Origin of the sequence: Pseudomonas veronii, from assembly GCF_001439695.1 — a bacterium.
Classification (GTDB): Bacteria; Pseudomonadota; Gammaproteobacteria; order Pseudomonadales; family Pseudomonadaceae; genus Aquipseudomonas; species Aquipseudomonas veronii.
This window is the reverse complement of sequence record NZ_JYLL01000005.1, coordinates 57,762-71,516: the sequence shown is the minus strand read 5'-3', so window position 1 is coordinate 71,516 and position 13,755 is coordinate 57,762. Positions and strand designations below refer to the sequence as shown.

The 13,755-nt window shown below is 60.9% G+C and carries 13 protein-coding genes and 2 pseudogenes; 7 read left to right on the top strand and 8 right to left on the bottom strand.

Going from position 1 to position 13,755, the window contains the following annotated elements; translation table 11 throughout:
* Nucleotides 1-4: 4 nt before the first annotated feature.
* From gatB to TU80_RS08230, 4 genes are all read left to right on the top strand, one after another.
* Entirely contained in the window at nucleotides 5-1,450 is a 1,446-nt protein-coding gene (gatB, locus tag TU80_RS08245; protein ID WP_017845406.1) for an Asp-tRNA(Asn)/Glu-tRNA(Gln) amidotransferase subunit GatB, read from the top strand.
* A 157-nt stretch (nucleotides 1,451-1,607) separates the two neighbouring features.
* The gene (locus TU80_RS08240) at nucleotides 1,608-1,979 is read left to right on the top strand and encodes a septal ring lytic transglycosylase RlpA family protein (protein WP_046384689.1); all 372 of its coding nucleotides are present in this window, start codon (nucleotides 1,608-1,610) and stop codon (nucleotides 1,977-1,979) included.
* Between the two features lie 58 nt (nucleotides 1,980-2,037).
* Nucleotides 2,038-3,084, top strand: coding sequence for a calcium/sodium antiporter (locus tag TU80_RS08235; protein ID WP_057004248.1), 1,047 nt, complete (start codon nucleotides 2,038-2,040; stop codon nucleotides 3,082-3,084).
* Entirely contained in the window at nucleotides 3,081-3,464 is a 384-nt protein-coding gene (locus TU80_RS08230) for a carboxymuconolactone decarboxylase family protein (protein ID WP_017845409.1), read from the top strand. Before TU80_RS08235 ends, TU80_RS08230 begins: the two co-directional genes overlap by 4 nt.
* 27 nt (nucleotides 3,465-3,491) lie before the next feature.
* Here the strand turns inward: TU80_RS08230 and TU80_RS08225 are convergent, their stop codons facing one another.
* The 7 genes and pseudogenes from TU80_RS08225 to kdgD all read right to left on the bottom strand — a co-directional run bounded on the left by TU80_RS08225 (nucleotide 3,492) and on the right by kdgD (nucleotide 10,749).
* Nucleotides 3,492-4,433 carry an AEC family transporter gene (locus TU80_RS08225; protein ID WP_046384691.1) on the bottom strand — a complete coding sequence of 314 codons (942 nt, stop codon included), beginning with the start codon at nucleotides 4,431-4,433 and terminating at the stop codon, nucleotides 3,492-3,494.
* A gap of 237 nt (nucleotides 4,434-4,670) precedes the next feature.
* The gene (garD, locus tag TU80_RS08220; protein WP_046384692.1) at nucleotides 4,671-6,224 is read right to left on the bottom strand and encodes a galactarate dehydratase; all 1,554 of its coding nucleotides are present in this window, start codon (nucleotides 6,222-6,224) and stop codon (nucleotides 4,671-4,673) included.
* Between the two features lie 12 nt (nucleotides 6,225-6,236).
* A complete protein-coding gene (locus tag TU80_RS08215; RefSeq protein ID WP_046384693.1) occupies nucleotides 6,237-7,601 on the bottom strand; it encodes an MFS transporter in 1,365 nt (454 codons plus the stop codon).
* A 316-nt stretch (nucleotides 7,602-7,917) separates the two neighbouring features.
* A pseudogene (locus TU80_RS33790) lies at nucleotides 7,918-8,028 on the bottom strand (hypothetical protein); the annotation flags it as partial.
* A 99-nt stretch (nucleotides 8,029-8,127) separates the two neighbouring features.
* Nucleotides 8,128-8,238, bottom strand: a pseudogene (locus TU80_RS33785) (hypothetical protein); the annotation flags it as partial.
* A 99-nt stretch (nucleotides 8,239-8,337) separates the two neighbouring features.
* Entirely contained in the window at nucleotides 8,338-9,783 is a 1,446-nt protein-coding gene (locus TU80_RS08210) for an aldehyde dehydrogenase family protein (protein ID WP_057004247.1), read from the bottom strand.
* A gap of 54 nt (nucleotides 9,784-9,837) precedes the next feature.
* Complete coding sequence (kdgD, locus tag TU80_RS08205; protein ID WP_017845414.1) at nucleotides 9,838-10,749, bottom strand: 5-dehydro-4-deoxyglucarate dehydratase; 912 nt, start codon at nucleotides 10,747-10,749, stop codon at nucleotides 9,838-9,840.
* Nucleotides 10,750-10,972: 223 nt separating this feature from the next.
* Between kdgD and TU80_RS08200 the strand changes: the two genes are divergently transcribed.
* The 3 genes from TU80_RS08200 (at nucleotide 10,973) to TU80_RS08190 (ending at nucleotide 12,947) form a co-directional block, all read left to right on the top strand.
* Entirely contained in the window at nucleotides 10,973-12,136 is a 1,164-nt protein-coding gene (locus TU80_RS08200; RefSeq protein WP_046384695.1) for a hypothetical protein, read from the top strand.
* A gap of 114 nt (nucleotides 12,137-12,250) precedes the next feature.
* Nucleotides 12,251-12,613 (top strand): hypothetical protein, encoded by a 363-nt coding sequence (locus TU80_RS08195; RefSeq protein ID WP_057004246.1) that lies wholly within the window; start codon nucleotides 12,251-12,253, stop codon nucleotides 12,611-12,613.
* 139 nt (nucleotides 12,614-12,752) lie between these two features.
* Nucleotides 12,753-12,947 carry a hypothetical protein gene (locus TU80_RS08190; RefSeq protein ID WP_032804233.1) on the top strand — a complete coding sequence of 65 codons (195 nt, stop codon included), beginning with the start codon at nucleotides 12,753-12,755 and terminating at the stop codon, nucleotides 12,945-12,947.
* On the opposite strand, the gene TU80_RS08185 is transcribed toward TU80_RS08190, so the two are convergent.
* Nucleotides 12,944-13,693 (bottom strand): FadR/GntR family transcriptional regulator, encoded by a 750-nt coding sequence (locus TU80_RS08185; protein ID WP_017845418.1) that lies wholly within the window; start codon nucleotides 13,691-13,693, stop codon nucleotides 12,944-12,946. The genes TU80_RS08190 and TU80_RS08185 overlap by 4 nt on opposite strands.
* Nucleotides 13,694-13,755 lie beyond the last annotated feature (62 nt).

Here is a 13,755-nt window from a genome sequence, read left to right as displayed (position 1 = left end):
CACTATGCAATGGGAAGTCGTGATCGGGCTGGAGATTCATACCCAGCTCGCCACCCAATCGAAGATTTTCTCCGGTAGCGCCACCACGTTCGGCGCAGAACCCAACACCCAGGCGAGCCTGGTAGACCTGGGCATGCCCGGTGTGTTGCCGGTGCTGAACCAGGAAGCGGTACGCATGGCGGTGATGTTCGGCCTGGCGATTGACGCCGAGATCGGCCAGCACAGCGTGTTCGCGCGCAAGAACTACTTCTACCCGGACCTGCCCAAGGGCTATCAGATCAGCCAGATGGAGTTGCCGATTGTCGGCAAAGGCTACCTGGATATCCCGCTGGAAGACGGCACCATCAAGCGTGTCGGCGTAACCCGCGCGCACCTGGAAGAAGACGCCGGCAAGAGCCTGCATGAAGAGTTCAACGGTGCCACCGGCATCGACCTGAACCGCGCCGGCACGCCGCTGCTGGAGATCGTGTCCGAGCCAGACATGCGCAGCGCCAAGGAAGCCGTGGCCTACGTCAAGACGATCCACGCGCTGGTGCGCTACCTGGGCATCTGCGACGGCAACATGGCCGAAGGCTCGCTGCGCTGCGACTGCAACGTGTCGGTCCGGCCAAAGGGCCAGGTCGAGTACGGCACCCGCTGCGAGATCAAGAACGTCAACTCGTTCCGTTTCATCGAGAAGGCGATCAACACCGAGGTGCGTCGCCAGATCGAACTGATCGAAGACGGCGGCAAGGTGATCCAGCAAACTCGCCTGTACGACCCGAACAAAGACGAAACCCGCGCCATGCGCAGCAAAGAGGAAGCCAACGACTACCGTTACTTCCCCGATCCGGACCTGTTGCCAGTGGTCATCGAGGACTCGTTCCTCAATGACGTGCGCGCCACCCTGCCGGAATTGCCGCCGCAGAAACGCGAGCGCTTCCAGGCGCAGTTCGGCCTGTCGGTCTACGACGCCAGCGTCCTCGCGTCGAGCCGTGAGCAAGCCGACTACTTTGAAAAAGTCGTGAGCATCGCCGGGGACGCCAAGCTGGCGGCCAACTGGGTGATGGTGGAATTGGGCAGCCTGCTGAACAAACAGGGCCTGGAAATCGACGAAGCACCGGTCTCGGCCGAGCAGTTGGGCGGCATGCTGCTGCGCATCAAAGACAATACCATCTCCGGCAAAATCGCCAAGACTGTGTTCGAAGCCATGGCCAGCGGTGAGGGCAGCAGCGACGAGATCATCGAGAAGCGCGGCCTCAAGCAAGTCACCGACAGCGGCGCCATCTCGGCGGTGCTCGATGAAATGCTCGCGGCCAACGCGGAGCAGGTCGAACAGTACCGCGCGGCAGACGAAGCCAAGCGCGGCAAAATGTTCGGCTTCTTTGTCGGCCAGGCCATGAAAGCCTCCAAGGGCAAGGCCAACCCGCAACAGGTGAACGAACTGCTGAAAAGCAAGCTCGAAGGCTGATCGCGATGAAAGGGCCGAGTGAGATTTCATGCTCGACTCGGACCTCCTGTGGGAGGGGGCTTGCTCCCGATAGCGGTGATTCAGTCAAAACACCAATGACTGACACTCCACTATCGGGAGCAAGCCCCCTCCCACATTTGATAAGGGGATACCTTGAATGAAGCGCTTACTTGGCCTTTTAGCCGTGTTCTCTTTGCTGGCCGGTTGCGCCAGCAGCCTCATCGACCCCAACGGCTACGACGAAACCGGCACCGCGTCTTACTACGGCGCCAAGCACCATGGCAAAAAAACCGCCAGCGGTGAACCCTTCAACCAGAACGCCCTGACCGCCGCCCATCGGCGCCTGCCTTTCGGCACGCAGGTCAAGGTGACCAATCTCGATACCGACAAATCCGTGGTGGTACGCATCAATGATCGCGGCCCGCACACCCGTGGGCGGCTAATCGATCTGTCGCGCCAGGCCGCCGCGCAACTGGGCATGCTGAGCAGCGGCACCGCACGGGTTCGTGTGCAAGCCCTGAGCAATTGACGACGGAGCCCTGGCCATTTTCGGATTAACCGCCCTCTCGCCCTGGAGCCTGATCGAATTGATCAGCGGCCTGCTGCTGCTGATCGTCGGCGCCGAAATCCTGGTGCGCGCCGCGGTGCGCCTGGCTGCCAGCCTCAAGGTCCGCCCGCTGATCATCGGCCTGACGATCGTCGCCTTCGGCAGCAGTGCGCCGCAGATGACCGTCAGCCTGCAAGCCACCCTCGCCGGCAATACCGACATTGCCGTGGGCAGTGTGATCGGCAGCAGCATTTTCAACATCCTCGTCACCCTGGGCCTGTCGGCGCTGATCATTCCGCTGCGGGTCTCGCGGCAACTGGTGCGCCTGGATATCCCGGTGATGATCCTCGCCGGCCTGCTGGTGTTTACCCTGGCGGCCAATGAAGAACTGACGCCACTCGACGGTTCGCTGCTGCTCGCGGCCCTGCTGGCCTACCTCGGCGTGCTGCACTACCAGACCCGCCATTCACGGCGCCCGCGCACGCTGGACACGGTGGCCAAGGCGCCCTGGTTGAGCAGCGTATTGCTGATGTTCGGCGGCTTGCTGGTGCTGGTGCTGGCCGGGCATTTGTTGCTGGGTGCGGCGGTGGATGTGGCGAGCGACCTGGGCCTGTCGGAACGCATCATCGGCTTGACGCTGATCGGCGTCGGCACTTCACTGCCGTGCCTGGCCACCTCGCTGATCGCGGCCCTGCGCGGTCAGCGGGATATCGCCGTGGGTAACGTGATCGGCAGCAACCTGTTCAACCTGCTGGGCGTACTGGGGCTGACCGCCCTGCTCGCGCCCTCGCCGCTGTCGGTGTCGCCCAATGCCCTGGATTTCGACCTGCCGGTGATGCTCGGCGTGGTGGTGTTGTGCCTGCCGGTGTTTTATACCGGCTACCGCGTGACCCGTGCCGAAGGCCTGGTGCTGCTGGGCTTGTACCTGGCGTATGGGCTGCATGTGATGGCGTTCACCACCGGCATGGGCCTGGCCAACAAACTTGAACAACTGATGCTGTATTACGTCCTGCCAGTGCTGGTGGCTTTCCTGTTGTTCAGCACGCTGCGAGCCTGGCGCCGCCAACACAAGAGGGAATCGCAATGACCGATCAGAAAAAGCCCGGAGTTGAAATGCGTCGTCAGGTGATGGGCGATGCGTTCGTCGATCGCGCCCTGGGCAACGCCACCGAATTCACCCAGCCGCTGCAGGACTTCGTCAACGAACATGCCTGGGGCAGCGTGTGGAACCGCGAAGGCTTGCCGCTGAAGACGCGCAGCCTGATCACCCTCGCCGCCCTCACCGCGCTCAAGTGCCCGCAGGAACTCAAAGGCCATGTGCGCGGCGCGCTGAACAATGGCTGCACCGTCGAAGAAATCCGCGAAGCACTGCTGCATTGCGCGGTGTATGCCGGTGTGCCGGCGGCGATCGAGGCGTTTCGCGCGGCGCAGGAAGTGATTGAGGCGTATCAGGCGGACAAGCAGTGATGGTCAGGTAGCTATCACCGGCACAGCTCAGATCCACCCGCCCGCCTGCAACACAAAAATCCCGATATTCGTGGTCACCGCCGCCATCAAGGTGGTGATCACGATAATCGCCGCCGCCAGCTCATGATTCCCCTGCGCCGCCCTGGCCATCACAAAGCTCGCGGCCGCCGTCGGTGCGCCGAAGTACAGGAACAGAATCCCCAGTTCCGGCCCGCGAAACCCGAGCAACCACGCCCCCAGGGTGGCGACCACCGGCAGCCAGACCATCTTCATCAAGCTCGCGCTCAGCGCCATGTTGCCGCTCTTGCGCAACGCCGCCAGCGACAAGGTGCCGCCGATGCAGATCAGCGCCAACGGCAACGTCATGTCGGCCAGGTACTGCGCGGATTTTTCCAGCCAGCCCGGCAAGCCGATCTGGAAATAGGCGAACGGCGCGGCCGCAATCACGCTGATGATCAGCGGGTTGGCCAGCACACTTTTGCAGATGCTCCACGGGTCGGACTTGATCACCGGGCTGTACACCGCCAGCACAATGGTCGACAGCGTGTTGTAGAACAGGATCACCAGCGCCGCGAGGATCGCGCCGAGGGAGATGCCGTAATCACCGTACATACTGGCCGCCAGCGCCAGGCCGATCACCCCGTTGTTGCCGCGAAACGCGCCCTGGGTGTAGATGCCCCGGTCTTCACGCTTGCAGCGCAAAATCGCCCAGCCCCAGGCCAGGGCAAAGCTCAACAGCGTGGCGACGGCGAAGTAGATCAGCAAACCCGGCTTGAGCGCCGAATGCAGGTCGGCATGCAGGATGCCGAGAAACAGCAGCGCCGGCATGGTGACGTTGAACACCAGGGACGATGCCGTGTGGATAAAGCTGTCGTTGATCCAGTTGATGCGCTTGAGCAGCACACCGAGGAACAACATGGCAAACACCGGCGCGGTGATGGTGAGGGTGGTGAGGAAGATAGCCAGCATGCCGGGGAGAACCTTGGTGGGCGTCGTTAGGGGGCTAATGATAAGCCATACGGCCCAATGGCGCCTGATAGACCGCTATCGGGGGCAAGCCCCCTCCCACATAGGGTCGCCGCTATCGGGGGCAAGTCGAGTCGTCGCACCGCCCCTCCCACACTGAATCTGCGTCAGACACACAACGGATGAACACCGCAGACCCTATGTGGGAGGGGGCTTGCCCCCGATAACGGCGACTCGGTCTCAGGTAATCGGCGCCGGGTTGAACAACGTAATGTCGTTATGCAGCTTGTGCTGCTCCGCCCACGTCTGCTTCCTGCCGCTGGCTACATCCAAGTAGAAGTGGAACAACTCCCACCCCAACTCCTCAATGCTCGCACGCCCGGTGGCGATGCGCCCGGCGTCGATATCGATCAGGTCCGGCCAGCGCTGCGCCAGCTCCGTGCGGGTCGAGACCTTCACCACCGGCGCCATCGCCAGCCCGTAAGGCGTGCCACGCCCGGTGGTGAACACATGCAGGTTCATCCCCGCCGCCAGTTGCAAGGTGCCACACACGAAGTCGCTGGCCGGCGTGGCGCAAAAGATCAAGCCTTTGCCCTTGAAGCGTTCACCCGGGCCGAGCACGCCGTTGATCGCGCTGCTGCCGGACTTGACGATGGAGCCCAGGGACTTCTCGACAATGTTCGACAACCCGCCCTTCTTGTTCCCCGGCGTGGTATTGGCGCTGCGATCCGCCTCGCCCTTGGCCAGATAACGGTCGTACCAGTCCATTTCCCGTACCAGTTCCTCGGCGATTTCCTTGGTTTGCGCACGAGAAGTCAGCAGGTAGATGGCATCACGCACCTCCGTGACTTCGGAAAACATCACCGTCGCCCCCGCTCGCAGCAACAAGTCCGAAGCGAACCCCAGCGCCGGATTGGCGGTGATGCCGGAAAACGCATCACTGCCGCCGCACTGCATGCCCAGGATCAGCTCGGACGCCGGCACGGTTTCCCGGCGGCGCTGGTCGAGCTTCTTCAGGCGCACCTCGGCCAGGGCCATGATCTGCTCGATCATCTCGCTAAACCCGTGGCTGGAATCCTGCAGGCGATACAGCCACGGTTCGCTCAGGTCGACGGAGCTGTCGTTGTCGTGCATCACCTGCCCGGCCTGCAATTTCTCGCAGCCCAGGCTGATCACCAGGGCTTCGCCCCCCAGGTTCGGGTTGCGCGCCAGGTTGCGCACGGTGCGGATCGGGATATACGCATCCGTCGCGGTGATCGCCACCCCGCAGCCGTAGCTGTGGGTCAACGCCACCACGTCATCGACATGCGGGTACTTGGGCAGCAACTCGTCCTTGATGCGCTTGACCGCATGGTCCAGCACACCGGTGACGCACTGCACGGTGGTGGTGATGCCGAGGATATTGCGCGTGCCCACGGTGCCGTCGGCATTGCGATAGCCCTCGAAGGTAAAGCCTTCCAGCGGCGCCTGGGCCGCTGGCACCTCGGTGGACAGCGGCAAGCTGTCCAGCGGCGGCGCGGTGGGCATGCGCAGTTGATCTTCCTGCACCCAACTGCCACGCGGGATCGGCGCCAGGGCGTAACCGATGGTTTGGCCGTAGCGAATGATCCGACCGCCTTCGGGGATATCTTCGAGGGTCACTTTGTGGCTTTGTGGAATGAAATCCACGGTCACCAGGCCGTCCGGGAACTCGGTCCCGGCCGGTACACCCTGGTCATTGACCACGATCACCACGTTGTCGCGCTCGTGCAAACGAATCGAGCGCGGCGAGTCGGCATGTTCAATCAACTGCATCACACGGCCCCTTCAGGAATGCGCTTGGGTAAGGTTGGTCAACTCAGGCCCTTGGCTTGGCGGCTCTTTGAGCACCACGCGTTTGATCGGGCCGACAATCACCAGGTAACTGAACACGGCCACCAGCGCGTTCGCGCCGACAAACACCAGCGCCCATTTGAACGAACCGGTGGTGCTGATGATGTAACCGATGACAATCGGCGTGGTGATCGACGCCAGGTTACCGAAGGTGTTGAACAGGCCGCCACTGAGCCCGGCGATCTGTTTCGGCGAGGTGTCGGACACCACCGCCCAACCCAGTGCGCCAACGCCTTTGCCGAAGAAGGCCAAGGCCATGAAGCCCACCACCATCCACTCGATATCCACGTAGTTGCAGGCCACGATGCTGCTGGAGATCAGCAGGCCGCCAATGATCGGCGCCTTGCGGGCGAAGGTCAGGGAATGACCTTTGCGCAGCAGGTAGTCGGAGATCACCCCGCCCAACACACCGCCGATAAACCCGCAGATCGCCGGCAATGAGGCAATGAACCCGGCCTTGAGAATGGTCATGCCGCGGTCCTGCACCAGGTACACCGGGAACCAGGTCAGGAAGAAGTAGGTGATGCCGTTGATGCAGTACTGGCCCAGGTACACGCCGAGCATCATGCGGTTGGTCAGCAACTGGCGGATGTAATCCCACTTCGGACCGTCGGTTTTCTTACCCTTGCCCTTGTCCTGGTCCATATCGACCATCGCACCGTTGGCCGCGATGTGATTGAACTCGGCTTCGTTGATCAGCGGATGCTGGCGCGGGCTGTGGATAACTTTCAGCCAGACCAGCGAGAACAGGACGCCGATCACGCCCATCACGATAAACACGTGCTGCCAGCCGAAGCTGTAGACGATCCAGCCCATCAGCGGCGCGAACAGCACCGTGGCGAAGTACTGCGCCGAGTTGAAGATCGCCGAGGCCGTGCCGCGTTCGGCGGTGGGGAACCAGGCGGCCACGATGCGCGCGTTACCCGGGAAGGATGGCGCTTCGGCCAGACCCACCATAAAGCGCAGCATGAACAGCGCCACGACTGCCGTGGAGACACCGAACTCACCGACATAGCCTTGCAATATGGTGAACAGTGACCAGGTGAAGATGCTCAGGGCATAGACTTTTTTCGAGCCGAACCGATCGAGCAGCCAGCCGCCGGGGATTTGCCCGGCCACGTAGGCCCAACCGAATGCAGAGAAGATGTAACCGAGGGTGACCGCGTCGATGCCGAGGTCTTTTTGCAGGCTGGAACCCGCAATTGCGATGGTGGCCCGGTCGGCATAGTTGATCGTGGTCACCAGAAACAGCATGAGCAGGATCAAATAGCGGACATGGGTCGGTTTGGTCGCTTGCATGTAGAAGTACTCCCACTAATTATTTTTTTTGCGGGTGATATTTATGTGTTGCTGGACGCTGCCCCTGTAGGAGCGAGCTTGCTCGCGAAAAACTCAAAGGCACCGCATGCCCCCTGAATACCTGCGTATTCGTTGAAATTTTTCGCGAGCAAGCTCGCTCCTACAGTGTTACGAACCGATGTAGCTGGTTTTCACCACGGTGTAGAACTCTTGCGCATAGCGAGCTTGCTCGCGAAAAACTCAAAGGCACCGCGTGCCCCCCTGAATACCTGCGTATTCGTTGAAATTTTTCGCGAGCAAGCTCGCTCCTACAGTGTTACGAACCGATGTAGCTGGTTTTCACCACGGTGTAGAACTCTTGCGCATAGCGACCTTGCTCACGCGAACCGTAGGATGAACCTTTACGACCACCGAACGGAACGTTGTAGGAGCGAGCTTGCTCGCGAAAAACTCAAAGGCACCGCGTGCCCCCTGAATGCCTGCGTATTCGTTGAAATTTTTCGCGAGCAAGCTCGCTCTTACAGTGTTACGAACCGATGTAGCTGGTTTTCACCACGGTGTAGAACTCTTGCGCATAGCGACCTTGCTCACGCGAACCGTAGGATGAACCTTTACGCCCACCGAACGGAACGTTGTAGGAGCGAGCTTGCTCGCGAAAAACTCAAAGGCACCGCGTGCCCCCTGAATGCCTGCGTATTCGTTGAGATTTTTCGCGAGCAAGCTCGCTCCTACAGTGTTACGAACCGATGTAGCTGGTTTTCACCACGGTGTAGAACTCTTGCGCATAGCGACCTTGCTCACGCGAACCGTAGGATGAACCTTTACGCCCACCGAACGGAACGTGATAGTCCACGCCGGCAGTCGGCAGGTTGACCATCACCATTCCGGCCTGAGAGTGGCGCTTGAAGTGGTTGGCGTATTTCAGCGAGGTGGTGGCGATGCCCGCCGACAAACCGAACTCGGTGTCGTTGGCCATGGCCAGCGCCGCCTCGTAGTCCGCCACGCGCACCACGTTGGCCACCGGGCCGAAGATCTCTTCGCGGCTGATCCGCATGGCCGCCTCGCTGTCGGCGAACAGCGTCGGCGCCAGGTAGTAGCCTTCGGTGTCGCAGGTCACCAGGCCGCCACCGCTCACCAGCCGCGCACCTTCGCACTGGCCGATGTCGATGTATTTCAAGTCCTGGTCCAACTGGGCCTGGGAGACGACCGGGCCAATGTCGGTACCGCTTTTCAACGCGTGGCCGACCTTGATCGACTTCATGCGCTCGGCCATGGCCGCGACGAACTGATCGTGAATACCGGCGGTGACGATCAAGCGGCTGGAGGCGGTGCAACGCTGGCCGGTGGAATAGAACGCGCTCTGTACCGACAGCTCGACGGCTTGCTTGAGGTCGGCGTCATCGAGAACGATCTGCGGGTTCTTGCCGCCCATTTCCAACTGCACCTTGGCCTGGCGCGAGACACAACTGACCGCGATCTGACGCCCGACGCCGACCGAACCAGTGAAGCTGATGCCGTCGACTTTCGGGCTGTTGACCAACACATCGCCCACTACCCGCCCGCTGCCCATCACCAGGTTGAACACACCGGCGGGGAAACCGGCGCGGGAGATGATTTCTGCCAGGGCCCAGGCACAGCCCGGCACCAGCTCCGCCGGCTTGATCACCACGCAGTTGCCGTAGGCCAGGGCCGGAGCGATTTTCCACGCGGGGATGGCAATCGGGAAGTTCCACGGGGTGATCAGGCCGACCACGCCGAGGGCTTCGCGGGTGACTTCGACATTGACGCCCGGTCGCACCGACGGCACGTAGTCGCCGGACAGGCGCAGACACTCGCCGGCGAAGAACTTGAAGATATTACCGGCGCGGGTCACTTCGCCAATGGCTTCAGGCAGGGTCTTGCCCTCTTCCCGAGCCAGCAGCGTGCCGAGCTCTTCGCGCCGGGCGAGGATTTCGCTGCCGACTTTATCGAGTGCGTCGTGGCGAGCCTGGATACCGGACGTCGACCAGGCCGGGAACGCAGCGCGGGCGGCATCGATGGCAGCGTTGACCTGGGCGACATCCGCCTTGGCATATTCGCCAATGACATCGGACAACTCCGACGGGTTGAGGTTGACACAATAATCAGCGCCAGCCACCCATTGGCCGTTGATGTAGTTTTCAAAACGTTTGGCTTGGGACACGAATCTTCTCCTGACGCAAAAGGCCGCTGATTGCTCAGCGGCCTTATAGATAAGTTATTGCGGGCCTTGCTTGTCGATCAGCGCGGCCAGGGCTTCGTATTCTTCCGGCAGCAGATCGGTCAGTGGCGTGCGAACCGGGCCGGCGTCATAGCCAACGATTTTGGCGCCCGCCTTGACGATGCTCACCGCGTAGCCGGCCTTGCGGTTACGGATGTCCAGGTACGGCAGGAAGAAGTCATCGATGATCTTGCCGACGGTGGCGTGATCGTCGCGGGCGATGGCGTGATAGAAATCCATCGCAGTTTTCGGGATGAAGTTGAACACCGCCGAGGAATACACCGGCACGCCCAGGGCCTTGTAGGCAGCGGCGTAAACCTCTGCAGTCGGCAGGCCGCCCAGGTAGCTGAAACGGTCGCCCAGACGACGGCGGATCGACACCATCAATTCAATGTCACCCAGGCCGTCCTTGTAGCCGATCAGGTTCGGGCAACGTTCGGCCAGGCGCTCCAGCAAAGGCGCAGTCAGGCGGCAGACGTTGCGGTTGTAAACCACCACGCCGATCTTGACCGACTTGCACACCGCTTCCACGTGGGCGGCAACCCCGTCCTGGCTGGCTTCGGTCAAATAGTGCGGGAGCAGCAGCAAGCCTTTGGCACCGAGACGCTCGGCTTCCTGAGCGTATTCGATGGCCTGGCGGGTCGAACCGCCGACACCGGCGAGGATCGGCACGCTGGTGGCGCAGGTATCCACCGCGGTCTTCACAACCTGAGAATATTCGCTGGCCGCGAGGGAGAAAAACTCACCGGTGCCGCCGGCGGCGAACAACGCAGTGGCGCCGTAGGGGGCCAGCCACTCCAGACGTTTGATATAGCCGGCCTGGTGAAAATCACCCTGGGCGTTGAAATCGGTCACGGGAAAAGACAGCAGACCGTGGGAGAGGATGGACTTCAGTTCTTGTGGATTCATTATTCGAACACCCTGGGCAAAGACTTTCTGGCGAAAGGTTGTTGTTGGTTTTGCTTATGTCATACGTCATCGTACAACCATAAAATATTTCGTCAACTGCAATTCATCGAACCGCCTGTTGAGAGAGAGCGCATTGACGTAGGAGTTTTTTCCTCTATGCTCGAATAGCTGTATATACATACAGTAATAAAGGAAGATTCCTACGACATAGCAAGGAGCTAACATGTCCGGTCTTGAACTCGCAGCACCCGCAGCACCCGCAAAAAACCTACCCTCCCTGCGTTTCGAAGGCGGTGAACACACTGCCATCGGCGACGACACACTGTTGCGCTTCGCCAAAGACGCCCCGGCGATTGCCGCCCGACTCGTCGAGCTGCACCTGCCCAACGGCCTGGCGCTGACTTACGGGCAAGTGATCGCCCTGGGCGGTGACTTTTATGGCATCCCGGGCCAACCCATCAGTGATGGCGCCTCGCCTGCCGAACGCGTGCAACGCTTTAACGCCGCATTCAACTCACTGGCAGGACTGCCGGCGTCACGGGAGGAAGCACACAAGATCCTGGCGGTGATGCAAAAGGAGATCAACGCGGTCAACCAGGCGATCAAGGACGGCAAATCCGCCCACGACGCCTACGCCTTGCTCGGAGATACGTTGTCTGAAGAGTGGAACCGCATCACCGGCGGCGGCAGCGCGGTCTCGGCACTGTTCCCCCTGGGCCGCTACTTGAAGCTGGCGGCGGACAACGCCGACCACTTTGGCGAATGGGCGTTGTCGGCTTACCTGGCCGGGCATACGGCGGCGCTGCAACAAGCCGTCATCGCCCATCAAAGCGGCACCGACCAGGCGCTGGAGCTGGCCTATGCGATGAACAGTTTTGCCGATCACTTCTTGACCGATCTGTTTTCCGCCGGCCACCTGCGCGTGCCGCGCAAACAGCTGGCCGCCGTGGTGACGCCTGGGGAGCTGGGCTCGCTGATCAGTCGCTTCATGCACGATGAAGACAGCAAGTTCGGGCTCAAGGTGCGCAATGCAGTCGGTGACGAATGGCATGCCTACGGCGATAAACGCTATTTCGACGCCGGCGACGCGGCCAACCGGGCGCAGGTCAAACGCGCCGTGCAGGCGTCGGCCGATGAGGTCTTCGACGCGTTTATCAGCGGTGTCGCGCCCTCCCCGGCCACCTTCAAGGCGCCGCTGTATGTGCCGGACCTGAATGCAGCACAGAACCCGGCGAATAACTTTTCGCCGCTGTTCAAGATGGAAGGCGACAAGGTGCTGCGACGCAAGGACGTGAATGACCTGAACGACAAACACTGGACCGCTGATTGGTGGGGGTGGAGTACGTACTTGCTGCTGAAGGACTACACACCCAATACGCCGGCTTGAGCCGTACCGTTTGTCGTGACTGTGATTTCTAACAGTTACGCCGATTTTCAACGAGGGCGATAACCCCGCATAGGAGCCAGGCTCTCTGGCTTCTGTGCAAAGGAGCACTCAATCATGGCCATTAAAGCCCCGAGCCTTGTCGGCGGCGACGCTTCTTGCCCGGCTCAAGTGAGCCTGGCAAGCGGCGCACGCATAGAGTTTTCCATCCCCGAGCCCAATGAGGTTTCCGCAAGCGCCCAGGTATCTATCATCGTAGGACCGGACCCCGAGTCCCCGGAAGCCGAAGGGCAGGAAAAGAACGCCGGACAGTACGACCCCAACAAGGAAGATTACGTGAAGGAGTCGAATCTCAAGCTCGATATCGCTGCCGATGACTTGAAGAAATTCGTCAACCAAACGGTGCAGGTGCGATACGCGATAAACAGCGAATCGGGAAGGTTCTATTCTGATCCGTTGATGATAACGGTCTCGCAGTGACACAGCGCTTATCCGCACCGCATCGCTCTCGTCGCAGGCACCAGACCTGCCCCGGGGACGTATCTGGACCGGTATTCACGGCCGTTTGCGCATGCAGATAAAGCAACACTCCACCCTCCAACACTGGCGTGTGAAGACCATGAAATACGAGCTCAATATGCCGGACGGCAAAAAAAAGCAGATCACCTTTGATGGCGTGATTTACAAAGGAGACATTCTCGAATTTGAAGGTGCCGCTACCCAATACGAGGTAGTTAAACGATTCCTCACCGTCCCGTTCGATCTTAACGAGCCCATCACTGATGTGGCGCTTGAGGTCGTGACCTACCCTTAACCCCGCTGCGCCTCTGCTTCTTCGTGAGCATGGCGCAGCCGCTCGCGACTGTTGGTCAAATGCAAGCGCATCGCCGCCCGCGCCGCATCCGAATCCTGGCGCGCGATCGCTTCGTAGATTTCTTCGTGCTCGCGGCTCAAGCGCTTCATGTAGTGCTGCTGGTCATCCTGGGCCAGGCGTGCCGAGTTCAGGCGGGTACGCGGAATGATGCTGGTGCCCAGGTGCGTCATGATGTCGGTGAAGTAACGGTTGCCGGTGGACAGGGCAATCTGCAGGTGGAACTGGAAGTCCGACGCCACCGCATCGCCGGCATGGGCGGCGCTTTCATTCAAGGCGTCGAGGGCGGCACGCATGCCGGCCAGTTGTTCGTCGCTGCGGCGCAACGCGGCCAGGCCCGCGGATTCCACTTCCAGGCTGATACGCAGCTCCAGGATCGCCAGCACATCGCGCAGGGTCACGATGGTGGCCGGGTCAATGCGGAAACCGCTGGGGCTTGGCGTATCCAAGACAAAGGTGCCGATACCATGACGGGTTTCCACTTGCCCCGCCGCCTGCAAGCGTGAGATGGCTTCACGCACCACCGTGCGGCTGACGCCATGGGCGTCCATGATCGCCGATTCGGTAGGCAGTTTGTCGCCACGCTTGAGTTGGCCGTCGCGGATCTGCTCGGACAACACCGTGACCAATTCCTGGGCAAGGCTGCGGCGCTTGCGGGGAAGACGAGGGGCGGTGTTGGTGTTTTCCATGTTGGGTCATCTTTCTTGGTGAACTGAACAGGCATCATAGCCCATGGCGGTTGTACGATCAC

Bases quoted from the DNA above. Each gene is read 5' to 3' on its own strand.
- TU80_RS08200 (WP_046384695.1), top strand. From the start codon at position 10,973: ATGTCCGGTCTTGAACTCGCAGCACCCGCAGCACCCGCAAAAAACCTA.
- TU80_RS08240 (WP_046384689.1), top strand. From the start codon at position 1,608: ATGAAGCGCTTACTTGGCCTTTTAGCCGTGTTCTCTTTGCTGGCCGGT.
- kdgD (WP_017845414.1), bottom strand. From the start codon at position 10,749: ATGAATCCACAAGAACTGAAGTCCATCCTCTCCCACGGTCTGCTGTCT.
- TU80_RS08195 (WP_057004246.1), top strand. From the start codon at position 12,251: ATGGCCATTAAAGCCCCGAGCCTTGTCGGCGGCGACGCTTCTTGCCCG.
- TU80_RS08185 (WP_017845418.1), bottom strand. From the start codon at position 13,693: ATGGAAAACACCAACACCGCCCCTCGTCTTCCCCGCAAGCGCCGCAGC.
- TU80_RS08225 (WP_046384691.1), bottom strand. From the start codon at position 4,433: ATGCTGGCTATCTTCCTCACCACCCTCACCATCACCGCGCCGGTGTTT.
- gatB (WP_017845406.1), top strand. From the start codon at position 5: ATGCAATGGGAAGTCGTGATCGGGCTGGAGATTCATACCCAGCTCGCC.
- garD (WP_046384692.1), bottom strand. From the start codon at position 6,224: ATGCAGTTGATTGAACATGCCGACTCGCCGCGCTCGATTCGTTTGCAC.
- TU80_RS08215 (WP_046384693.1), bottom strand. From the start codon at position 7,601: ATGCAAGCGACCAAACCGACCCATGTCCGCTATTTGATCCTGCTCATG.
- TU80_RS08230 (WP_017845409.1), top strand. From the start codon at position 3,081: ATGACCGATCAGAAAAAGCCCGGAGTTGAAATGCGTCGTCAGGTGATG.
- TU80_RS08190 (WP_032804233.1), top strand. From the start codon at position 12,753: ATGAAATACGAGCTCAATATGCCGGACGGCAAAAAAAAGCAGATCACC.